The 20,335-nt window shown below is 64.5% G+C and carries 20 protein-coding genes; 11 read left to right on the top strand and 9 right to left on the bottom strand.

The window, feature by feature from the left end:
• Window positions 1-6: 6 nt before the first annotated feature.
• Window positions 7-429: a VOC family protein gene (locus tag N8H22_RS05935; RefSeq protein WP_264589691.1), complete on the top strand. Its 423-nt coding sequence runs from the start codon at window positions 7-9 to the stop codon at window positions 427-429.
• Between the two features lie 56 nt (window positions 430-485).
• Here the strand turns inward: N8H22_RS05935 and galU are convergent, their stop codons facing one another.
• Complete coding sequence (galU, locus tag N8H22_RS05940; protein WP_264589692.1) at window positions 486-1,325, bottom strand: UTP--glucose-1-phosphate uridylyltransferase GalU; 840 nt, start codon at window positions 1,323-1,325, stop codon at window positions 486-488.
• 591 nt (window positions 1,326-1,916) lie between these two features.
• Between galU and N8H22_RS05945 the strand changes: the two genes are divergently transcribed.
• From N8H22_RS05945 to N8H22_RS05965, 5 genes are all read left to right on the top strand, one after another.
• Window positions 1,917-3,539: a HAMP domain-containing methyl-accepting chemotaxis protein gene (locus N8H22_RS05945; protein WP_264589693.1), complete on the top strand. Its 1,623-nt coding sequence runs from the start codon at window positions 1,917-1,919 to the stop codon at window positions 3,537-3,539.
• A gap of 230 nt (window positions 3,540-3,769) precedes the next feature.
• A complete protein-coding gene (hemN, locus tag N8H22_RS05950) occupies window positions 3,770-5,158 on the top strand; it encodes an oxygen-independent coproporphyrinogen III oxidase (protein ID WP_264589694.1) in 1,389 nt (462 codons plus the stop codon).
• Between the two features lie 132 nt (window positions 5,159-5,290).
• Complete coding sequence (locus tag N8H22_RS05955; protein WP_264589695.1) at window positions 5,291-6,934, top strand: VRR-NUC domain-containing protein; 1,644 nt, start codon at window positions 5,291-5,293, stop codon at window positions 6,932-6,934.
• Complete coding sequence (locus N8H22_RS05960) at window positions 6,931-9,192, top strand: ATP-dependent DNA helicase (RefSeq protein WP_264589696.1); 2,262 nt, start codon at window positions 6,931-6,933, stop codon at window positions 9,190-9,192. Before N8H22_RS05955 ends, N8H22_RS05960 begins: the two co-directional genes overlap by 4 nt.
• 153 nt (window positions 9,193-9,345) lie before the next feature.
• A complete protein-coding gene (locus N8H22_RS05965; RefSeq protein ID WP_264589697.1) occupies window positions 9,346-9,591 on the top strand; it encodes a hypothetical protein in 246 nt (81 codons plus the stop codon).
• 40 nt (window positions 9,592-9,631) lie between these two features.
• On the opposite strand, the gene N8H22_RS05970 is transcribed toward N8H22_RS05965, so the two are convergent.
• The 8 genes from N8H22_RS05970 to N8H22_RS06005 form a co-directional block, all read right to left on the bottom strand.
• Entirely contained in the window at window positions 9,632-9,847 is a 216-nt protein-coding gene (locus tag N8H22_RS05970; RefSeq protein ID WP_264589698.1) for a TOBE domain-containing protein, read from the bottom strand.
• A gap of 35 nt (window positions 9,848-9,882) precedes the next feature.
• A complete protein-coding gene (gene ssuB, locus N8H22_RS05975) occupies window positions 9,883-10,698 on the bottom strand; it encodes an aliphatic sulfonates ABC transporter ATP-binding protein (protein ID WP_264589699.1) in 816 nt (271 codons plus the stop codon).
• Entirely contained in the window at window positions 10,695-11,501 is an 807-nt protein-coding gene (gene ssuC / locus N8H22_RS05980) for an aliphatic sulfonate ABC transporter permease SsuC (RefSeq protein ID WP_264589700.1), read from the bottom strand. Before ssuC ends, ssuB begins: the two co-directional genes overlap by 4 nt.
• A gap of 94 nt (window positions 11,502-11,595) precedes the next feature.
• Window positions 11,596-12,744, bottom strand: a complete 1,149-nt coding sequence (ssuD, locus tag N8H22_RS05985; protein ID WP_264589701.1) for an FMNH2-dependent alkanesulfonate monooxygenase — start codon at window positions 12,742-12,744, stop codon at window positions 11,596-11,598.
• 66 nt (window positions 12,745-12,810) lie between these two features.
• Window positions 12,811-13,794 (bottom strand): sulfonate ABC transporter substrate-binding protein, encoded by a 984-nt coding sequence (locus N8H22_RS05990; RefSeq protein WP_264589702.1) that lies wholly within the window; start codon window positions 13,792-13,794, stop codon window positions 12,811-12,813.
• Window positions 13,795-13,929: 135 nt separating this feature from the next.
• Entirely contained in the window at window positions 13,930-14,523 is a 594-nt protein-coding gene (gene ssuE / locus N8H22_RS05995) for an NADPH-dependent FMN reductase (protein WP_264589703.1), read from the bottom strand.
• Window positions 14,524-14,547: 24 nt separating this feature from the next.
• On the bottom strand, window positions 14,548-15,186 hold the full coding sequence (locus N8H22_RS06000) for a peroxiredoxin (protein WP_264589704.1): 639 nt from the start codon (window positions 15,184-15,186) through the stop codon (window positions 14,548-14,550).
• 53 nt (window positions 15,187-15,239) lie between these two features.
• Window positions 15,240-15,821 (bottom strand): alpha/beta hydrolase, encoded by a 582-nt coding sequence (locus N8H22_RS06005; RefSeq protein ID WP_264589705.1) that lies wholly within the window; start codon window positions 15,819-15,821, stop codon window positions 15,240-15,242.
• 254 nt (window positions 15,822-16,075) lie between these two features.
• Here N8H22_RS06005 and oscA point away from each other — a divergent pair, with 254 nt between their 5' ends.
• The 5 genes from oscA to N8H22_RS06030 all read left to right on the top strand — a co-directional run bounded on the left by oscA (window position 16,076) and on the right by N8H22_RS06030 (window position 20,277).
• Window positions 16,076-16,255: a sulfur starvation response protein OscA gene (gene oscA / locus N8H22_RS06010; RefSeq protein ID WP_264589706.1), complete on the top strand. Its 180-nt coding sequence runs from the start codon at window positions 16,076-16,078 to the stop codon at window positions 16,253-16,255.
• 169 nt (window positions 16,256-16,424) lie between these two features.
• Complete coding sequence (locus N8H22_RS06015; protein ID WP_264589707.1) at window positions 16,425-17,423, top strand: sulfate ABC transporter substrate-binding protein; 999 nt, start codon at window positions 16,425-16,427, stop codon at window positions 17,421-17,423.
• Window positions 17,424-17,580: 157 nt separating this feature from the next.
• The gene (cysT, locus tag N8H22_RS06020; RefSeq protein ID WP_264589708.1) at window positions 17,581-18,399 is read left to right on the top strand and encodes a sulfate ABC transporter permease subunit CysT; all 819 of its coding nucleotides are present in this window, start codon (window positions 17,581-17,583) and stop codon (window positions 18,397-18,399) included.
• A 10-nt stretch (window positions 18,400-18,409) separates the two neighbouring features.
• Window positions 18,410-19,285: a sulfate ABC transporter permease subunit CysW gene (gene cysW, locus N8H22_RS06025; RefSeq protein ID WP_264589709.1), complete on the top strand. Its 876-nt coding sequence runs from the start codon at window positions 18,410-18,412 to the stop codon at window positions 19,283-19,285.
• Window positions 19,282-20,277 carry a sulfate ABC transporter ATP-binding protein gene (locus N8H22_RS06030; RefSeq protein ID WP_264589710.1) on the top strand — a complete coding sequence of 332 codons (996 nt, stop codon included), beginning with the start codon at window positions 19,282-19,284 and terminating at the stop codon, window positions 20,275-20,277. The genes cysW and N8H22_RS06030 overlap by 4 nt, the downstream gene beginning before the upstream one ends.
• Window positions 20,278-20,335 lie beyond the last annotated feature (58 nt).

A 20,335-nucleotide genomic window follows, 5' to 3' on the forward strand; every position in this document is an offset into this window, starting at 1 on the left:
TGACGCATGCACCCTACCCTCACCCACATCGCCCTGCATGTGCCGGACCTTGAGGCCTGCATCGACTTCTACAGCCGGTTCTGCGGGATGCAGGTATTCCACGAGCGCGCCGGCAAGGGCTCGCGCATAGTCTGGATGGCCGAACCCGGGAAAGAACGCGAATTCATCTTCGTGATCATGCCTGGCGGGCAGGACCGCGCGCTCGCAGAGAATGACTACAGCCACCTCGGCTTTGCCCTGGAAAGCCGTGCGGCGGTCGATTCGATTGCCGCGCAGGCCCGTGCAGCAGGCTGTCTGATCTGGGAACCGCGCGACGAGCCCTATCCGGTCGGCTATTACTGCGGCCTGCGCGATCCGGCTGGCAACTATGTCGAGTTCAGCTACGGCCAGCCGCTCGGTCCCGGCGCGCAGGAATTACCAGCTCCCTGAAAACAAATGGGCCACCCGGAGGCAGCCCATTTGTACAACCAGCGGCGCTCTGGCGATCAAAACGCCTTGCCGGTCAGGTAGAAGTGTTCGTAGCAGAAGTTGGTCGCCGCGATGTAGCCCTCGGCGCTACCGCAATCGAAACGCTGCCCCTTGAACTTGTAAGCCAGCACGCAGCCGTCCTGAGCCTGCTTCATCAGCGCATCGGTGATCTGGATCTCGCCGCCCTTGCCCGGCTCGGTCTGCTCGATCAGCTCGAAGATGTCCGGCGTCAGAATGTAGCGGCCGATGATCGCCAGGTTGGATGGCGCATCTTCGGGCTTGGGCTTCTCGACCATGTGGCTGACGCGGAAGATGTCGTCGCGGATCATCTCGCCGGCGATGACGCCGTACTTGCTGGTTTCCTCCGGCGGCACTTCCTGGATCGCCACGATCGAGCAGCGGAATTGGTTGTACAGCTTGACCATCTGCGCCAGGACCGGGTCGCCATCGAGGTTGATGCACAGGTCGTCGGCCAGCACCACGGCGAACGGCTCATCGCCGATCAGCGGGCGGCCGCTGAGAATGGCGTGGCCGAGGCCCTTCATTTCGATCTGGCGGGTGTAGGAGAACGTGCACTCGTCGATCAGGCGGCGGATACCGACCAGGTACTTCTCTTTGTCGGTGTTGCGAATCTGGTGTTCGAGCTCGTAGCTGATATCGAAGTGATCCTCCAGCGAGCGCTTGCCGCGTCCGGTAACCATCGCAATTTCGGTCAGGCCCGCGGCCAGTGCCTCTTCAACCCCGTACTGGATCAGGGGCTTGTTCACCACCGGCAGCATTTCCTTGGGCATGGCTTTGGTTGCGGGAAGAAAACGCGTGCCATAGCCGGCAGCGGGAAAAAGGCATTTTTTGATCATGTGAGTCCTTGAAATAAAGGTTCCAGTTGATGCACTGCCCTTGATAGATAGCAGCTGCCTTGCGGGGTTCGCCGGAAGCCCGACGCAGAGGCTACGACCATTCAAATCAGTGGGGGTTCGCCGGGTGGTGGCAAATCCGAAAAGTGCGCCGACCATGCAGCCGCCGGGACCTCGAGCAACCAATCGAAGCATCCCGTTCGGCGTGCGCAACGCTAATGGCTATTGGCCAATCTGTAAATGCTCTGCGACGCCGATACAACCCGAATAAAACAGAGCCTGGGATGGCAGCGGCGCGCCAATCGCTGAAGCCCGGTCGCAACTGATCCAGATCAGCAAACTTGATGATTTCAATGAATTTTGTCGCGCAGATGACACCAACGTAGCGGCTGACAAATATCATATCGCCACTATATCGTTCGCCCGGAACAACATGGGCTATTCCCCCTTAAAGAACGGGGATATCCCGCCGATAGCGAGCCTGTAGTGACCCGGTGCGAGGCACGCGCCGATCCCGAATGGCCAGATCTGAAAAACAAGAACAGGGTTCATGCGGCAAGGCCCCAGCGCGCAGCAGTAGACCTAAGGACGAACATGAACAACACCTCCGCTCCTCGACAACTGTCCGTACAGACCAAGATCAACCTGGCCCTGCTGCTGGTGCTCGTGCTGATCATGTCCGCCTCGCTCTACATCGCAGCCAGCGCCGAAAAGAACCTGGTGCTGCAGGTAGTCGAGCAACAGACCAAGGATGCTGCCGACTCCTACTTCGACAGCATCAACACCATGATGCTGACCGGCACCATGGCCCAGCGTGATGTGCTGCGACAGAAGATTCTCGCCCGTCCCGGTGTGATCGACGCGCGCATCGTGCGCAGCGATGCGGTGACCAAGACCTTCGGCCCCGGGTTCGACCATCAATCGCCGGCCGACGCGCTCGATCGCAGTGCGCTGGCGGGCAAGGCCATCATGGAAGTCACCGAAGGCGCCGGTGGTCGCGTCCTGACCGTGATCAACCCGATCCTGGCGCATGCCGACTACCGCGGCACCAACTGCCTGACCTGCCACCAGGTCGCCGAAAACACCGTGATGGGCGCCGTGCGCATCAGCTATGACCTCAAGGCGCTGGACGCCGAGGTCGCGCGTAATATCCAGATGCTCGGCGGCATCCAGTTGATCCTGTTGCTGGTCGGCGTCGGCGTGATGATCTACACCGTGCGTCGGGTGATCATCAGTCGCATCCACGCCATGCGCCACACGATGGAGGCGATGACCAAGGACGAGGATCTGAGCCGCAGCGTGGCAATCGGCGCCGAGGACGAAATCGGTGCCATGGGCCATGCCTTCAACCGCATGATCGACAAGTTCCGCCACAGCCTCGAGGCGGTGGCGGGTGTCACCCGTCAGCTGGGCGACGTCTCGGATCGCGTTTCCCATGTGGCCGAAAAAACTCTCGGTGCGGTCATGGAGCAGCGCAGCGAGACCGACATGGTCGCTTCGGCGATGAACGAAATGAGCGCCACCGTGCAGGAAGTGGCGCGTAACGCCAGCCAGACTGCTACCGCCTCGAGTGGTGCAGACAACGAATCCAAGGCCGGCGTACAGGTCGCCACCGAAGCGCTGGACGGTATCGAAACGCTGATTCATGACATCGAGAACGCTGCCCAGGTCATTCAGCAGGTCGAAAGCGACAGCGCCAGCATCGATATGGTGCTTGGTGTGATCAACGGCATCGCCGAGCAGACCAATCTGCTCGCCCTCAACGCGGCCATCGAAGCCGCACGGGCCGGCGAGCAGGGTCGCGGTTTCGCCGTAGTGGCCGACGAGGTGCGCACGCTGGCGTCACGCACGCAGAAATCCACCGAAGAAATCCAGGCGATGATCGAACAACTGCAAGGCGGCGTGCGCAATGCCGTGCAGGCCATGTCCGCCGCGCAGAGCCGCGCTCGTTCCGGTTCCGAGTGCGTGGCCAAGGCAGCGCAGAGTCTCGGCCTGATCGCCAACGAAGTCGGCACGATCAATGAGATGAACACGCAGATCGCCACCGCGGCCGAACAACAAAGCGCCGTGGCCGAGGAGATCAACCGCAACATCACCACCATCAGCCAGATCGCCGACACCACTTCGGCGGATGCGACCCAGACTTCGCAGATCAGCGAGGAGCTGGTACGCCTGGCCGCCGAACTGAACCGCCTGGTCGGCCAGTTCAAGCTCTGAGCCACGTTGCGGGGCGGGCCTTGCGCCCTGCCCCGCACCTTCGGCTAACCTCCTCTGCGCCACCATCGACGTGCGACACCTGTCGCCGACGCCGGGCTTCTTGATCTGAAACAGTCGGCTCGCGCGTGCGAATCGGTAATAATCCGCGCCACATTCCGCTCAGAGCGGCGTCTTTCCATTGGCGCGCCGCATCCGCGACTCCTCTTTGAACCCGCAAGGTGAAACCGAACATGGACCAAACGCCGAGCTTCAACCGCGCCCTGGTCGAGAAATACGACCGCCCGGGTCCGCGCTACACTTCGTATCCCACCGCGCCGCAGTTCCATCAGGCGTTCGCTGCCGACGACTACCGCAACGCCGCGCGCGCCAGCAACGAGGCGCCGACGCCCAAGCCGCTGTCGGTGTACATCCATATCCCGTTCTGCAAAAGCCTCTGTTACTACTGCGCCTGCAACAAGATCATCACCCACAAGACCGAGCGCGCCGTCGAGTATCTCGAATACCTCAAGCGCGAGATCGCCATGCAGGCCGCGCTGTTCGATCGCTCGCGCAAGCTGACCCAGCTGCACCTCGGCGGCGGCACGCCGACCTATTTCACCAGCGAGCAGCTGGCCGACCTGATGGCGACGCTGCACCAGGCGTTCAACATGGACGACAGCGACAATCACGAGTTTTCGCTGGAAGTCGACCCGCGCACCGTCACCCCGGAGCAGATCCACACGCTGCGCAAACTCGGCTTCAACCGCCTGAGCTTCGGCGTGCAGGACTTCGATGCCAACGTGCAGGCGGCAGTCAATCGCATCCAGACCGAGGAACAGACCCGCGAGCTAGTGCAAGCCGCACGCGACGCACAGTTCAAGTCGGTCAGTGTCGATCTGATCTACGGCCTGCCGCTGCAGACCGTGGAGAGTTTCAACACCACGCTGAACAAGATCATCGACATCCGCCCGGACCGCATCGCTGCCTACAGCTACGCGCACCTGCCGGACCTGGTGCGTGCACAGAAGCTGATCCGTCCCGAAGACATGCCGCCGCCCGAGCGCAAGCTGGAGCTGCTGGAGCTGACCATCCAGCGCCTTACCGCCGCCGGCTACGTCTACATCGGTATGGACCACTTCTCGCTTCCGGATGACGAACTGACCCTCGCCCGCGCCAATGGCACGCTGCAGCGCAACTTCCAGGGCTACTCGACCCATGCCGATTGCGACCTGATCGGCCTCGGCATTTCCTCGATCGGCAAGGTCGGCGACAGCTACAGCCAGAACGTCAAGGAGCTGTCGCAGTACTACGCGCGCCTGAACGAGGGCATCCTGCCGGTGCAGCGCGGCTATCAGCTGAGCGCCGATGATCGTCTGCGTCGCGACGTGATCATCTCGTTGATGTGTCACGGTCGCATCGATTACCCGACGATCGAGCGCAAGCACGGCATCAACTTCCGCGAGTACTTCGCCGATTCGCTGGCCCAGCTGGCCGAGCATGTCGCCGATGGGCTGGTGGAGCTGCGTGACGACGCGCTGATCCTGCTGCCGCAAGGTCAGCTGATGATGCGCAACGTTGCCATGGCCTTCGACGCCTACCTCGGCGGCGAGCAGCGCGGGCGTTTCTCCCGCACCGTCTGAGCCGCTCCACGAAGCGGGCGCTTGCCCGCTTCGTCTTTCCGCCGATCGTTCCGGCGTTGCCAAAACACGTCATAACTGGATAAATAGCCAGTCTTAAGCCGGGCGCCTCCGCCCTGTGTGAGCAGACGTGCGATGCGCCAACCTCTGGAAAATCCCTTCTACTACCTCGACAACTTCGAGCGCGTGCTTGCCTGGGTCGGTCAGCACCATGGCGACCTATTGGACGAGGACGAGCGCGCCTTCCTGGACGCTTTCCCTCAGTTGCCCCGGCCTTCGCGTGCGCTGCTGGTGCGCATGGTGATGCGCAAGGGCGAGCTGTTTCGCGCGAGCAAGCTGCGCTACGCCGAGATCGGTTGCGCGTTGCAGGCGAGCGAGCCGCTGGTTGCGCGCGGCTGGATCGACCCGGCGCCGGCGCTGGCTCTGGAGCAGCTGTTTGCATTGCTGAAGAAGGATGAACTGTTGCAGGTCTTCGATTCGGCCGCCGCCGGCCTGCGCAAAACCGAGCTGCTGGACTGTCTGCGCGCCAGCCACGCCAGCGCGCAGACGCTGCACCAATGGCACCCAGCGCTGGATGAGCGGATATTTGCCTTGCGCATCAGCGCATTCAGCGAACGCCTGCGGTTGATGTTCTTCGGCAACGCCCATCAGGACTGGTCGGAATTCGTCCTGGCCGATCTCGGCATCCATCGCTACGAACAGGTGCCCTTCTCTCCCGCCTCACGGGCCTTCGCCAGTCGCGCGGAGGTGGATGCCTACCTGCACTTGCAGCATTGCCGCGAACGCTTCGATGCCGGCGAGCCGCTTCCGGAGCTGCTCGCCGATGTTCCCGGGCAGGCCTTCGCCAATCCCTGGCTGGAAAGTCGGCGTGGCAAGTTATTGCTGCGCATCGGTCAGCAGCTCGAACGCCAGGGCGAGTTCGGGCACGCGCTGCGCGTGCATGCTGGCAATAGCTATCCCGGGGCGCGCGAGCGGGCCATTCGCGTGCTCGAACGCTGCGGGCAGCCGGAGGCCGCGCTGACGCTGGCATTGCAAGCCGCCGCCGCACCGGAATCCGAGCACGAAGGCCAGCAACTGACGCGCATCCTGCCGCGCCTGCAGCGCAGTCTCGGTTTGCAGCCGGCAGCGCGCCGGCATTCGGCGACGGCGGAGCGCATCGACTTGCTGCTGCCGCCCCCGACGAGTGCCGTCCGCGTGGAACAGGTCGTGCGTGCCCACCTGAGCACGACCGACGCGCCCGTGCACTACGTGGAAAACACCCTGCTCGGTTCGCTGTTCGGCCTGCTGTGCTGGGACGCGCTGTTCGCACCGCTACCGGGCGCGTTCTTCCATCCCTTCCACTGGGCGCCGGCGGACCTCGACCGCCCCGATTTCCATCAGCGTCGCGTCGAGCTGTTCGCCGACTGCCTCGCTCACCTGGATGGCGACGGCTATCGCGAGTGCATCCGACGCACCTTCAATGCAAAATACGGCATCCACAACGCCTTCGTCAGCTGGGGCATGCTCGACGAGGCGCTGCTGCAGCAGGCGCTGGACTGCCTGCCGGCAGCGCACCTCAAGCTGATCTTCCAGCGCATGCTCGCCGACATCGGCAGCAATCGCAGCGGCCTGCCGGACCTGATCCAGTTCTGGCCGGCGGAACGTCGCTACCGAATGATTGAGGTCAAAGGCCCTGGCGACCGCCTGCAGGACAACCAGCTGCGCTGGCTGGCCTTCGCCGATGAGCACGGCCTGCCGGTCAGCGTGTGCTACGTGCAGTGGGCGGAAAGCGCAGCGTGAGCTATCGGATTGCCGTGCGGGCGCTCTGCGAGTTCACCGCCAAGCAGGGCGATCTGGACCTGCGCTTCACGCCCTCGCCCACCGCGCTGGAGGGCATTGCCGGCCACGCTCAGGTCACCGCGCGCCGGGGTGCGGGCTACGAGCGCGAAGTTGCCCTGGAAGGCGCCTTCGGCGCACTCACCGTGCGCGGCCGGGCCGATGGCTACGATCCGCAGCGCAACCGTCTGGAGGAGATCAAGACCTTCCGCGGCGATCTCTCCCGCCAGCCGGCCAACCATCGCCTGCTGCATTGGGCGCAAGCCAAGGTCTACGGCTGGCTGCTCTGCCAGACGCGCGGATTGTCGGAAATCGAGCTGGCGCTGGTGTATTTCGACGTGCTCAGCCAGAAGGAAACGCTGCTGCTCGAACGCCACCGCGCCGACGAGCTGCGCCAGTTCTTCGAGGCGCAGTGCACGCGCTTCCTCGCCTGGGCCGAGCAGGAGATGGCCCACCGCGCGCAGCGTGATCTGGCGCTGCACGCGCTGAAATTTCCCTATGGCGAATTCCGCCACGGCCAGCGCCAGCTAGCCGAAGCGACATACAAGGCCGCCTGCACCGGCACCGTGTTGATGGCGCAGGCCCCGACCGGCATCGGCAAGACGCTCGGCACGCTGTTCCCGCTGCTCAAGGCGATGCCGGGTCAGCAGCTGGACAAACTGTTCTTCCTCGCCGCCAAGACCTCGGGGCGACGTCTGGCGCTGGACGCACTGCAGACGTTGCAGCGCACTGGCGCGAACGAGGTTCGCGTGCTGGAGCTGATCGCCCGCGACAAGGCCTGCGAGCACCCGGACAAGGCCTGTCACGGCGAGTCCTGTCCGCTGGCACGCGGCTTCTATGACCGGCTGCCAGCGGCGCGCCAGACCGCGCTGGCGCACCCGCAGCTGGATCAGGCGACGCTGCGCGAGGTGGCGCTGGCCCATGATGTCTGCCCTTACTATCTCAGCCAGGAGATGGCGCGCTGGGCCGATGTGGTAATCGGCGATTACAACTACTACTTCGACGTCAGCGCCCTGCTCCACGGGCTGACGCTGACCAATCAGTGGCGCGTCTGCGTGCTGGTGGACGAAGCGCACAACCTCCTCGAGCGCGCTCGGAGCATGTACAGCGCCGAGCTGGATCAGCGAGATTTCAAAGGCTTGCGCGCCAAAGCTCCCACACAACTGCACAAGTCGCTCAGCCGCATCCAGCGCTGCTGGAACGAGCTGCACCGCGACCAGCCCAGCGAGTACCGCGTGCTGGCGGAACTGCCGCAGACGCTGATCGGCGCGCTGCAACAGCTGGTCAGCGCCGTTACCGATTACCTGGGCGAGAATCCCACCGGCGTGGACGCCGCCGTGCTCAACGCCTACTTCCAGGCGATGCACCTGTGCCGGATGGCTGAACTGTTCGGCGAGCATTCGCTGGTCGATTGCACCTTGCTGCCCGCTGGCGGTTCGGCTCGCGGCAAGGTTTCGCGGTTGTGCCTGCGCAACGTGATCCCGGCGCCGTTCCTTGCGCCACGGCTGGCGCAGGCGCGCTCGTGCGTGCTGTTTTCCGCCACGCTCAGCCCGCGCCGGTTCTACGCCGACACCCTGGGCGTGCCGCCGGCCAGCGCCTGGATCGACGTGGATTCGCCCTTTCGCGGCGAGCAGCTGCAGGTCCAGCTGGCGCGGCATATCTCCACCCGTTACCAAGACCGCGAGCGTTCCCTGGCGCCGATCGTTGCGCTGCTGGCCGATCAGTATCGTCGGCGGCCAGGCAATTACCTGGCGTTCTTCAGCAGCTTCGACTACCTGCAACAGGTCGCTGCGCTGTTCGTCGAATGCCACCCCGACGTGCCTTTCTGGCAACAGACCCGCGGCATGCAGGAGAGCGCCCGCGAGGCGTTTCTCGCCCGCTTCGAGGCGAATGGACGTGGTATCGGCTTCGCCGTGCTCGGCGGCGCATTCGCCGAGGGCATCGATTTGCCGGGCAACCGGCTGATCGGCGCGTTCGTCGCCACCCTTGGCCTGCCGCAAGTCAACCCGGTCAACGAACAGTTGAGGGCGCGAATGGAGGCGGTGTTCGGCAGCGGCTACGACTACACCTATCTCTACCCCGGCCTGCAGAAGGTAGTGCAGGCGGCCGGTCGGGTGATCCGCACCACCCAGGACGAAGGCGTCATCCACCTGATCGACGATCGTTTTGCTCGCACACAGGTACGCCGCCTGTTGCCGTCGTGGTGGGAAGTCCGCAGTTAAGCTGCAACTTGAAGCCGTATGCCAAGACAGCGACATAACACACTGAATTTACAGTTAATAGCTTTCAGCGATTCACGCGGATCGCAAACGCATAGGCCGGCCTGGGATCGCTTCTATACTCGAATCGAACCGAACCCATCGGAGGATCCCGCCATGCGTCGCCTTGTCAGTTTCGCCGTTGCCGCTCTCTTCAGTGCTCCGCTCTGGGCCATGCATTGCCCGATGGACATGGCCAAGATCGACGAACAGCTCGCCGCCAATCCGCCCAGCGACGCCGCCACCCTCGAACGCGTCAAGCAGCTGCGCGCCGAGGGCGAACAGCTGCACAATGCCGGCGACCACCCTCAGTCGGTCAAGGTGCTGGGCGAAGCGCTCGACCTGCTCGGCATCAAATCCTGAGCTGTAAGCGCCCTGGCAGTTCCTTGCCAAGGCGCCCCCCTCACAGCTTGGCGATCGACACTTCGGTGGATTTGACGAACGCGATCACCTCGCTGCCGACCGCCAGCTCCAGCTCGCGCACCGAGCGGCTGGTGATCACCGAGGTGACGATGCCGGCGGCGGTCTGCACGTCGATCTCCGACAGCACGTCGCCTTGGACGATCTCGCGAATGGTGCCCCTGAACTGATTGCGTACGTTGATGGCCTTGATGGTCATGGTTTTGCTCCGTCTGAGTGGTTGGTTCTGAATGGTCAAAGCGCCCAGCGCAGTTGCGTGGGCAAGGGTGAAACGGGTTCCGCCCGTGGCGGCAGTTCCGGCAGCGCGAGTACGCGGTTGAGCACCTGTTCTTCCAGCGCGGCGAGGCTGGCCGAGCCGCGATTGCGCGGGCGTGGGATATGCACGGCGAGATCCAGGCCGATCTGGCCGTCCTCGATGAGAATCACCCGGTCCGCGACCGCCACCGCCTCGCTGACATCGTGGGTAACCAGCAACACGGTGAAGCCGTGCCGCTGCCACAACCGCTCGATCAGCTGCTGCATCTCGATACGCGTCAGCGCATCCAGCGCGCCGAGCGGCTCGTCGAGCAGCAACAGGCGCGGCTGATGGATCAGCGCGCGGGCCAGCGCGACGCGCTGCTTCTGCCCGCCGGAGAGTGCCGTAGGCCAGTCGTTGGCGCGCTCGGCGAGCCCCACCGCCGTCAGCGCATCGGCCGCTTGCGGCCGCCAGTCGCCGCTCAGGCCGAGGCCGACGTTGTCGATCACCCGCTTCCACGGCAACAGACGGGCGTCCTGGAACATCAACCGAATGGCGTCGCGCGCGGCGCCAAGCGAGCCAGTGTCGGCGCCGAGCGAACCACGGCTGGGTTGTTCGAGGCCGGCCAGCAGGCGCAGCAGCGTGCTCTTGCCGCAACCGCTGCGCCCGACCACGGCGACGAACTGCCCGGCCGGGATCTGCAGATCGATGCCCCTGAGCACTTCGCGCTGGCCGAAGGCCTTGCCGACGCCCTCGATGGTCAACGGGATGCCGCCGGGCGCGGCGCTCTGATGGATACGATTCAATGCGGTCATTGCGCACCTGCCTTGGCCTGATAGGCCGGGTGCCAGCGCAGCCACGAGCGTTCCAGCGCGCGCGCCGCAAGGTCGGCCAGCTTGCCGAGCACGGCATAGAGCAGGATCGCCAGCAACACCACGTCGGTCTGCAGGAACTCGCGGGCGTTCATCGCCAGATAACCGATGCCGGCGCTCGCCGAGATGGTTTCGGCGACAATCAGCGTCAGCCACATGAAGCCGAGCGCGAAGCGCACGCCGACCAAGATCGACGGCAGCGCGCCGGGCAGGATCACCTGGCGGAACAGCGCGAAGCCGGATAGCCCATAGCTACGCGCCATCTCCACCAGCCCGGCATCGACGCTGCGGATACCGTGATAGGTGTTCAGGTAGATGGGGAACAGCGTGCCGAGCGCAACGAGGAAGATCTTTGCGCTCTCGTCGATGCCGAACCACAGGATCACCAGCGGAATCAGCGCCAGATGCGGCACGTTGCGGATCATCTGTACCGAGCTGTCGAGCAGGCGCTCGCCCCAGTTCGACAGGCCGGTGATGAAGCCCAGCGCCAGGCCGATACCGCCGCCGATGGCGAAGCCGATGCCGGCGCGCCAACCACTAATGGCCAGATGAGTCCAGAGATCGCCGCTGGCGATCAGCGTCCAGCCAGCCGCCACCACCGCGCTCGGTGCCGGCAGGATGCGCGTGGACAGCAACCCGAAGGCCACTGCGCCCTGCCAGGCCGCCAGCAACGCCAACGGCAGCAGCCAGGGGGCCAGACGCTGGCCGAAAGAATGAAGAGTCATAGTTTGCTCCGTTCTGCTCATGCACTTCGTAGGCTGGAAATCGCGCAATTCGCTTTTCCAGCGCCAGGTGGGAAAGACCTGCGGCCGTTTCCCACCCTACGTAGCCGGTATCGATTCAACTGGCCGCCGAGGTCTTCGGCAGGATGTCGCTGGAGATCATTTCGCCGAACGGGCTGACGTAGCCGCGGCTCTCCGGCCGCTGCGGCTGGGCGATATCCAGATGCGGGAACAGCAGCTCGGCGACGCGGTAGCTCTCCTCCAGATGCGGATAGCCGGAGAAGACGAACGTATCGATGCCCAGCTCGGCGTACTCCCGGACCCGCGCTGCCACGGTGGGGCCGTCACCGACCAGTGCCGTGCCGGCACCGCCGCGCACCAGACCGACCCCGGCCCAGAGATTCGGCGCCACCACCAGCTGGTCCCTGCGCCCGCCATGCAGCGCGGCCATGCGCTGCTGGCCGACCGAATCGAAGCGCGCCAGCGAGGCCTGCGCCTTGGCGATGGTGTCGTCGTCGAGATGGCTGATCAGCCGCTCGGCGGCGGCCCAGGCCTCGTCGTTGGTTTCGCGCACGATCACATGCAGGCGGATGCCGAACCGCACGCTGCGCCCGTGCCGCGCGGCGCGTTTGCGCACATCGGCGATCTTCTCGGCGACGGCGTCCAGCGGCTCGCCCCAGGTCAGATACAGCTCGACCTGCTCGGCCGCCAGCTCATGCGCCGCCTCGGACGAGCCGCCGAAGTACAACGGCGGGCGCGGCTGCTGAATCGGCGGATAGAGCAGCTTGGCGCCTTTGACCTGAAGATGCTTGCCGTCCAGGTCAACGGTTTCGCCCTCCAGCACGCGGCGCCAGATGCGGGTGAATTCGACGGCGGCTTCATAGCGCTCAGCGTGGCTCAGATTCAGCCCGTCGGCTGCCAGCTCGTCCGGGTCGCCGCCGGTGACCAGATTGAACAGCGCACGGCCGTTGGAGAGCCGGTCCAGGGTCGCCGCCTGCCGCGCCGCCACGGTCGGCGAGATGATTCCCGGACGCAGGGCGACGAGGAATTTCAGACGCTGCGTCACCGGGATCAGCGAGGCGGCGACCAGCCAGGAATCCTCGCAGGAGCGTCCGGTGGGAATCAGCACGCCACCGAAACCCAGGCGGTCGGCGGCCTGGGCAATCTGCGTGAGGTAGCCGTGGTCGACCGCGCGGGCGCCTTCGGCCGTGCCGAGGTAGTGACCGTCGCCGTGGGTCGGCAGGAACCAGAAGATGTTAAGACTCATGGGAATGCTCCATATCCATTGGGGTGCGCGACGTCTGCGCCGCGCGAAAAATTCGGTCGGTATGCGTTATTCGGCGTGCTGGGCGATGCGCTTGGGCGGCGTCCAGACGACGCTCTCGATGACCAGCTGTCTGGGAATCAGCTTGAGCGCGGTGAAGGTGTCGGCGATGGCCTGCTGCGCGCGCACCACCTCCGGCGTGATCGGCCGCGCACCATAGCCCTGACGAATCACCGCCTTGCGGGTGATCTCGCTCGGCAGGCCGAGCAACGGCGCAACCTGGGCGGTGGCCTCGTCAATGTTGCCCTCCACCCATTCGCCGATACCGCGGATTTCCTCGATCAGCACGCCGAGCACCGCCGGATTGCGCTCGGCGAAGGGTCGCGCGGCGAGGTAGAACTGGTGATTGCTGACCAGCCCCTGTCCGTCGCGCAGCGTACGCGCCTGCAATTGCTGCTCCGCGGCAGCCTGGAACGGATCCCAGATCACCCAGGCATCCACGCTGCCGCGCTCGAAGGCGGCACGGGCGTCGGCCGGCGGCAGGTAGATCGGCTGGATATCGGTGTAGCTCAGCCCTGCCGACTGCAACGCGCGCACCAGCAGATAGTGCACGTTGGAGCCCTTGTTCAGCGCAATCTTCTTGCCCTTGAGTTCGGCCAGCGAACGGATCGGGGAATCCTTGGGCAGCAGGATCGCCTCGCCGCTCGGCGCCGGCGGTTCATGCGCGACGTAGAGCAGATCGGCACCGGCGGCCTGGGCGAACACCGGCGGGGTTTCGCCGGTCACGCCGAAGTCGATCGAGCCGACGTTGAGGCCTTCGAGCAGCTGCGGGCCGCCGGGAAACTCGGTCCACTGCACGGTGAACCCCTGTTCCGCCAGCCGCTTCTCCAGCGTGCCGCGTGCCTTGAGCAGCACCAGCGTGCCGTATTTCTGATAACCGATACGCAGGACGTCGCCCTGCTCCGATGCAGCCTGAACCTGAGAAATGGCGCCGAAGGAAATGGCCGCGGCAAACAGGGCGACCAGTCCGCGACGCAAGGTATTGGTGCGCATGGCACTCTCCTTTGCAGTCTGGATGTGGATTTACGGCCTGCTTGCCCGTTGGCGGGCGAGTGAGACTGTAGAACCGCCGTCAGGCGGGTGTTGCGCAGGTAACCCGGTGGCAATCCGGGAATACGATTGGGGGGGTCAGATGCTCCAGCGCGCGCTGGTCAACCGCTCAGACAGCAGTTGCGGGTTCAGCGGTTGCGGTCGTCTGGCCAGGGCGGCATACAGCTGCTGCAGCGATTCGACCAGCCGTTCGTTCAGCTCCGGCGCCAGGCTGGCCGGGCGCTGTGGCTCGGCATAGGCGATCTGGGCATCGGTCGCATACACGCCGTGCAGCATTTCCTCGGCCTTGAGCGCGGCGAGCACCGGCTTGAGCGCGTAATCGACGGCTAGCATGTGCGCCACGCTGCCCCCGGTCGCCAGCGGCAACACCGCCTTGTGCGCCAAGGCGCGCTCGGGCAGCAAGTCCAGCAGCGTTTTCAGCGCACCGGCGACGGAGGCCTTGTACACCGGCGTGGCGATCAGCAGGCCATCCGCCCGCGCGACATGTGCGAGCAGCTGCCGTACCCGCGGGCTGTCGAAGCGCGCGTGTAGCAGGTCCGCGGCATCGAAGTCGTGCACGCCATAACGCACCACTTCGACACCACGCTGCTGCAACCAGTCGCCGGCGATATCCAGCAGCACCGCCGAGCGCGAGCGCTGGCTGGGGCTGCCGGCGAGAGAAACGACCAACATGCGGGAATTCCTTCTCGTGCTCGCTCAGCGATTGGGCTGCGGGGTCAGGCGCAGATACGGCTTCACCGCGCGGTAGCCCTTGGGAAAGCGCTGCTTGAGCTCTTCCTCGTCCTTGATCGACGGAACGATCACCACGTCATCGCCGTCCTGCCAGTTGGCCGGGGTGGCGACCTTGTGGTTGTCGGTCAGCTGCAGCGAATCGATCACCCGCAGGATCTCGTGGAAGTTGCGCCCGGTGCTCGCTGGGTAGGTGATGGTCAGGCGCACCTTCTTGTTCGGATCGATGACGAACAGCGAACGCACGGTGAGGGTGTCGTTGGCGTTCGGGTGAATCAGGTCGTACAGCTCGGAGACCTTGCGATCGGCGTCCGCCAGGATCGGGAAGTTGACACGGGTGTTCTGCGTCTCGTTGATGTCGTCGATCCACTTGATGTGCGAATCCACCGGGTCCACGGACAAGGCGATGGCCTTGACATTGCGTTTGGCAAACTCGTCCTTCAGCTTGGCGGTGAAGCCGAGTTCCGTGGTGCATACCGGGGTGAAGTCGGCGGGGTGCGAGAACAGCACACCCCAGCTGTCACCGAGCCATTCGTGGAAACGAATGCGGCCTTCGCTGGAGTCCTGTTCAAAGTCGGGGGCGATATCGCCTAGGCGGATGCTCATTTTCTTCTCCTTCACGTGAGTCACTGCGTTTGCTTAATGAAACCTGTCGGCGCTCAAGCGCGCCGGCGGGCGTGCTGCTCGATACGGTTCTGCAGGCGGTACAGGAAAGCGAAGCCCTGCTCCCAGCAGTGGTGTCCGGACGCGACGTTGATGTGTCCCGCGCCGGGAAGCATCACGATCTCGCTGCCCCAGTCGCGGCCCATCTCGACAGCACGTGCGGCGCTCGCAGCGCTGTCATTGTCCGAGCCAATCAGCACGCTGGCGAATGGCAGTGGCTGATGCGGGATCGGCGCGAAATTGCGCAAGGGTTCCGGACAGCCGTTTCGCTCGACATCGGCCGGCGCCACCAGTAACGCGCCGCGTACCCTGTCCAGCAGTTCCAGCGGGGCTTGCGCTGCCCAGTGCGCCACCGTGATGCAGCCCAGGCTGTGCGCCACCAGGATGACCGGCTCGGCACTGGCAGCGACCACGCTATGCAGCTCGGCGACCCAGTCTTCCCGACGCGGTGCAATCCAGTCGTGCTGCTCAACCCGCGCGCTGTTCGGTAGCGTGCGGTGCCAATGACTTTGCCAATGCTGGTCAGGCGAGCCATGCCAGCCCGGCACGATCAGATAACGGATGGATTCACTGCGCATATCGGCGCCTCCTGCGATTCATGGCGACCAGTCTAGGCAGCAACATGTTGAACGTAAAAAGAATAACGAATTCTTTATTTATTCGTTTTACTTCTATTCATTGCCAGAGCAGGAGATTCAGCCGGTTATTCCACATCGATCTATAAATGTTCTTAAACATTATTTTTAAGAATATTACGGCAGTATCTAGTATCCGCTCCACGCCTCGCGGCTACGGCTACCCGGCCGTCACAGAGGCTTTCACGGAGAGAGAAATGACCGCGCCAATTCGCAACCTCGAACGTCAGGACGAAGCCAGCATCCTGCGCGAAATCCGCAGCGCCCTGAGCGGCCTGAAGTTCGGCTCGGTGGAGATCACCGTGCACAACGGTCAGGTCGTGCAGATCGAGCGCAAGGAGAAGTTCCGCCTGCAACCAACTGGCAAGACCGCCTGATTCGCTAGAACCGAACCAAGCCCGACTGGACCACCGGAGGGCGTGCAAATGAGAACGACACCATGACCACGCACCGGTACTGCCGCTGTCATCCGCGAATGCGGAGCTGACTAACCTGAACACCTACTAAGCCAACGCAAAACACGATTTCTTCATTCAGGAGCTGCACATGTCCATTCGTCGCTTCGCCCTCGCCGCCTTGGCGAGCGCCCTCATCGCCGCCCCCGCCGTGGCCGCCGACTCTCTACTCAACGTGTCCTATGACCCGACCCGTGAGCTGTATGTGGAATTCAACCAGGCCTTCAACAAACACTGGCAGGCGCAGGGCCACGAGCCGATCCAGATCCAGCAGTCGCACGGCGGTTCGGGCAAGCAGGCCCGCGCGGTGATCGACGGCCTGCGCGCCGATGTGGTGACGCTGGCGCTGGCCGGTGACATCGACGAGCTGCATCGCCTCGGCAAGCTGATCCCCGCGGACTGGCAGACCCGCCTGCCGGATGCCAGCACGCCCTATACCTCGACCATCGTGTTCCTGGTGCGCAAGGGCAATCCGCAGGGCATCAAGGACTGGGATGACCTGATCAAGCCGGGCGTCGAGGTGATCACGCCAAATCCGAAGACCTCCGGCGGCGCCCGCTGGAATTTCCTCGCCGCCTGGGCCTACGCCCAGCAGAAATTCGGCGACGAGGCGCAGACCCAGGCCTTCGTCGAGAAGCTCTACAAGAACGTGCCGGTGCTGGATACCGGCGCCCGTGGCTCTACCGTCACCTTCGTCAACAACGGCATCGGCGACGTGCTGCTGGCCTGGGAGAACGAGGCCTTCCTGGCACTGAAGGAACAGGGCGGTGAAGATTTCGAGATCATCGCGCCGTCGCTGTCGATCCTCGCAGAGCCGCCGGTGGCGGTTGTGGACAAGAACGTCGAGCGCAAGGGCACGCGGGCGGTCGCCGAGGCCTACCTGAACTACCTGTACAGCGAGGAAGGCCAGCGCATCGCGGCGAAGAACTTCTACCGGCCGCGCAACGAGGCCGTGGCGGCCGAGTTCAAGGATCAGTTCCCGGCGCTGAAGCTGGTCACCATCGACGACGATTTCGGCGGCTGGAAGGTCGCGCAGCCGAAGTTCTTCAACGATGGCGGTGTCTTCGACCAGATCTATCAGGCGCAGTAAGCGGCAATTCGTAGGGTGGATGGCCGAAGCCATCCACGCGCTCGAGGCACTGGCCTGCACCGGCAGGTTTGGGCGCGACGCGCGTGGAAAATCGCTTGGCGAGTTTTCCACCCTACGGCTTTTCGGCTTCAAACTCTCAACCGACCGAGCCTCGAACATGTCTAGCCGATCTACCTCCGTCATACCCGGCTTCGGGCTGACGCTGGGCTACACCCTGGTGTACCTCAGCCTGTTGGTGCTGATTCCCCTGGGTGCGCTGTTTCTCAAGACCACCGAACTCTCCTGGGCGCAGTTCATCGCCATCGTCAGCGCGCCGCGCGTGCTGGCGGCGCTCAAGCTGAGCTTTGGCACCGCCTTCGCTGCCGCCGTGCTCAATGGCGTGATCGGCACGCTGCTGGCCTGGGTGCTGGTGCGTTATCGCTTTCCCGGCCGGAAGATCATCGAGGCGATGATCGACCTGCCCTTCGCCCTGCCGACCGCGGTGGCTGGCATCGCCCTCACCGCGCTGTATGCGCCGAACGGGCCGATCGGCCAGTTCGCTGCCGATCTGGGCTTCAAGATCGCCTACAGCCCGCTGGGCATTACCCTGGCACTGACCTTCGTGACCCTGCCCTTCGTGGTGCGCACCCTCCAGCCGGTGCTCGCCGATATCCCGCGAGAAGTGGAAGAAGCCGCGGCCTGCCTCGGCGCGCGTCCACTGCAGGTGGTTCGCCACGTGCTGCTGCCGGCGCTGCTGCCCGCCTGGCTGACCGGCTTCGCCCTGGCCTTTGCCCGCGGCGTCGGCGAGTACGGCTCGGTGATCTTCATCGCCGGCAACATGCCGATGAAGACCGAGATCCTGCCGCTGCTGATCATGGTCAAGCTGGACCAGTACGACTACGCCGGCGCCACGGCCATCGGCGTGCTGATGCTGGTGGTGGCCTTCATCCTGCTGCTGGCGATCAACCTGCTGCAGCGCCGCATCGCGCGTTCCTGAGGAGTCCGGCATGTCTTCTGTTTCGCTAACCACGACCGCCAGCGCCACCGCCAACGCTGCGCGTCGCGGCAATGCCTGGGGCCGGCGTGTGCTGATCGTCGCCGCCTGGCTGGTGTTTGCGCTGTTCCTGCTGCTGCCGCTGCTGATCGTCATCAGTGAGGCGCTGAAGCAGGGTTTCGGCACCTTCTTCGAGGCGATCTTCGAGCCCGATGCCATTGCCGCGCTGCAACTCACGCTGCTCGCCGTGGGCATCTCGGTGCCGCTGAACCTGGTATTCGGCGTGGCTGCCGCCTGGTGCGTGAGCAAGTACGAATTTCGCGGCAAGAGCCTGCTGGTGACCCTGATAGACCTGCCGTTCTCGGTCTCCCCGGTCATCGCCGGCCTGATCTACGTGCTCTTGTTCGGCGCCCAGGGCTATTTCGGCGAGTGGCTGAGTGATCGCGATATCCAGATCGTCTTCGCCGTGCCGGGCATCGTCCTGGCGACGCTGTTCGTCACCGTGCCCTTCGTCGCCCGCGAACTGATCCCGCTGATGCAGGAACAGGGCAGCACCGAGGAAGAAGCCGCGCGGCTGCTCGGCGCCAGCGGCTGGCAGATGTTCTGGCACATCACCCTGCCGAACATCAAATGGGGCCTGATCTACGGCGTGGTGCTCTGCACCGCGCGGGCAATGGGCGAGTTCGGCGCGGTGTCGGTGGTCTCCGGGCATATCCGGGGGCTGACCAACACCCTGCCGCTGCACGTCGAGATTCTCTACAACGAATACAACCACGTCGCCGCGTTCAGCGTGGCCAGCCTGCTGCTGGCCCTGGCGCTGGTGATCCTGCTGCTCAAGCAGTGGAGCGAATCGCGCCTCGCGCGCCTGCAAACCGGAGCACAGCCATGAGTATCGAAGTCCGTGACGTCAACAAGCGCTTCGGCCAGTTCCAGGCGCTGAACACCATCAACCTCGACATCCACAGCGGCGAGCTGGTGGCCCTGCTCGGACCGTCCGGCTGCGGCAAGACCAGCCTGCTGCGCATCATCGCCGGGCTGGAGACGCCGGACACCGGCAGCATCGTGTTCCACGGCGAGGACGTGTCCAGCCACGATGTGCGCGACCGCAACGTCGGTTTCGTCTTCCAGCACTACGCGCTGTTCCGCCACATGACGGTATTCGACAACGTCGCCTTCGGCCTGCGCATGAAGCCGAAGAAGCAGCGCCCGAGCGAGGCGGTGATTGCCCAGAAAGTCCACGAACTGCTCGGCCTGGTGCAGCTGGACTGGCTCGCCGACCGCTATCCGGAGCAACTATCCGGCGGCCAGCGCCAGCGTATCGCCCTGGCCCGCGCGCTGGCGGTCGAGCCGCGTGTGCTGCTGCTCGATGAGCCGTTCGGCGCGCTGGATGCCAAGGTGCGCAAGGAACTGCGCCGCTGGCTGGCGCGGCTGCACGAGGACGTGCACCTGACCTCCGTGTTCGTCACCCACGACCAGGAAGAGGCGATGGAAGTGGCCGACCGCATCGTGGTGATGAATAAGGGCGTGATCGAGCAGATCGGCACGCCGGCGGAGGTCTACCGCAACCCGGCCAGCGAATTCGTCTACGACTTTCTCGGCGATGCCAACCGCCTGCAGCTGGGCGACCGGCCACTGGTGTTCCGCCCGCACGAGGTGCTGCTGTCGCGCGAGGCGGTGGCCGACTACCAGATCGGCGAGGTGCGCGACATCCGCCCGCTGGGCGCAATCACTCGCGTGACGCTGCGCGTGAACGGCCAGGACGAGCCGATCGAGGCGGAAGTTGGCAACGACCACGCCAGCCTGATCGGCGTGCAACGCGGCGAGACGTTGTATTTCCAACCTTGCCCCGTTGCCCAGCGGTACGGCGTCGCGCACGCCTGACACAACGCGCCGGGCGCTCGGCGCGGCGGCCGGCCTTTTGCGCAATCGGGTAACCTGG

The organism is Stutzerimonas sp. S1, from assembly GCF_025966695.1.
In the GTDB taxonomy this organism is placed as follows: Bacteria; Pseudomonadota; Gammaproteobacteria; order Pseudomonadales; family Pseudomonadaceae; genus Stutzerimonas.

What these genes read in the sequence shown, in the direction of transcription:
- N8H22_RS05970 (WP_264589698.1), bottom strand. Translation starts at nt 9,847, where the DNA reads ATGACCATCAAGGCCATCAACGTACGCAATCAGTTCAGGGGCACCATT.
- N8H22_RS05935 (WP_264589691.1), top strand. Translation starts at nt 7, where the DNA reads ATGCACCCTACCCTCACCCACATCGCCCTGCATGTGCCGGACCTTGAG.
- oscA (WP_264589706.1), top strand. Translation starts at nt 16,076, where the DNA reads ATGACCGCGCCAATTCGCAACCTCGAACGTCAGGACGAAGCCAGCATC.
- N8H22_RS06000 (WP_264589704.1), bottom strand. Translation starts at nt 15,186, where the DNA reads ATGAGCATCCGCCTAGGCGATATCGCCCCCGACTTTGAACAGGACTCC.
- N8H22_RS06015 (WP_264589707.1), top strand. Translation starts at nt 16,425, where the DNA reads ATGTCCATTCGTCGCTTCGCCCTCGCCGCCTTGGCGAGCGCCCTCATC.
- N8H22_RS05945 (WP_264589693.1), top strand. Translation starts at nt 1,917, where the DNA reads ATGAACAACACCTCCGCTCCTCGACAACTGTCCGTACAGACCAAGATC.
- cysW (WP_264589709.1), top strand. Translation starts at nt 18,410, where the DNA reads ATGTCTTCTGTTTCGCTAACCACGACCGCCAGCGCCACCGCCAACGCT.
- ssuC (WP_264589700.1), bottom strand. Translation starts at nt 11,501, where the DNA reads ATGAGCAGAACGGAGCAAACTATGACTCTTCATTCTTTCGGCCAGCGT.
- ssuB (WP_264589699.1), bottom strand. Translation starts at nt 10,698, where the DNA reads ATGACCGCATTGAATCGTATCCATCAGAGCGCCGCGCCCGGCGGCATC.
- N8H22_RS05955 (WP_264589695.1), top strand. Translation starts at nt 5,291, where the DNA reads ATGCGCCAACCTCTGGAAAATCCCTTCTACTACCTCGACAACTTCGAG.
- N8H22_RS06030 (WP_264589710.1), top strand. Translation starts at nt 19,282, where the DNA reads ATGAGTATCGAAGTCCGTGACGTCAACAAGCGCTTCGGCCAGTTCCAG.
- N8H22_RS05965 (WP_264589697.1), top strand. Translation starts at nt 9,346, where the DNA reads ATGCGTCGCCTTGTCAGTTTCGCCGTTGCCGCTCTCTTCAGTGCTCCG.
- cysT (WP_264589708.1), top strand. Translation starts at nt 17,581, where the DNA reads ATGTCTAGCCGATCTACCTCCGTCATACCCGGCTTCGGGCTGACGCTG.
- ssuD (WP_264589701.1), bottom strand. Translation starts at nt 12,744, where the DNA reads ATGAGTCTTAACATCTTCTGGTTCCTGCCGACCCACGGCGACGGTCAC.
- N8H22_RS06005 (WP_264589705.1), bottom strand. Translation starts at nt 15,821, where the DNA reads ATGCGCAGTGAATCCATCCGTTATCTGATCGTGCCGGGCTGGCATGGC.
- ssuE (WP_264589703.1), bottom strand. Translation starts at nt 14,523, where the DNA reads ATGTTGGTCGTTTCTCTCGCCGGCAGCCCCAGCCAGCGCTCGCGCTCG.
- N8H22_RS05990 (WP_264589702.1), bottom strand. Translation starts at nt 13,794, where the DNA reads ATGCGCACCAATACCTTGCGTCGCGGACTGGTCGCCCTGTTTGCCGCG.
- galU (WP_264589692.1), bottom strand. Translation starts at nt 1,325, where the DNA reads ATGATCAAAAAATGCCTTTTTCCCGCTGCCGGCTATGGCACGCGTTTT.
- hemN (WP_264589694.1), top strand. Translation starts at nt 3,770, where the DNA reads ATGGACCAAACGCCGAGCTTCAACCGCGCCCTGGTCGAGAAATACGAC.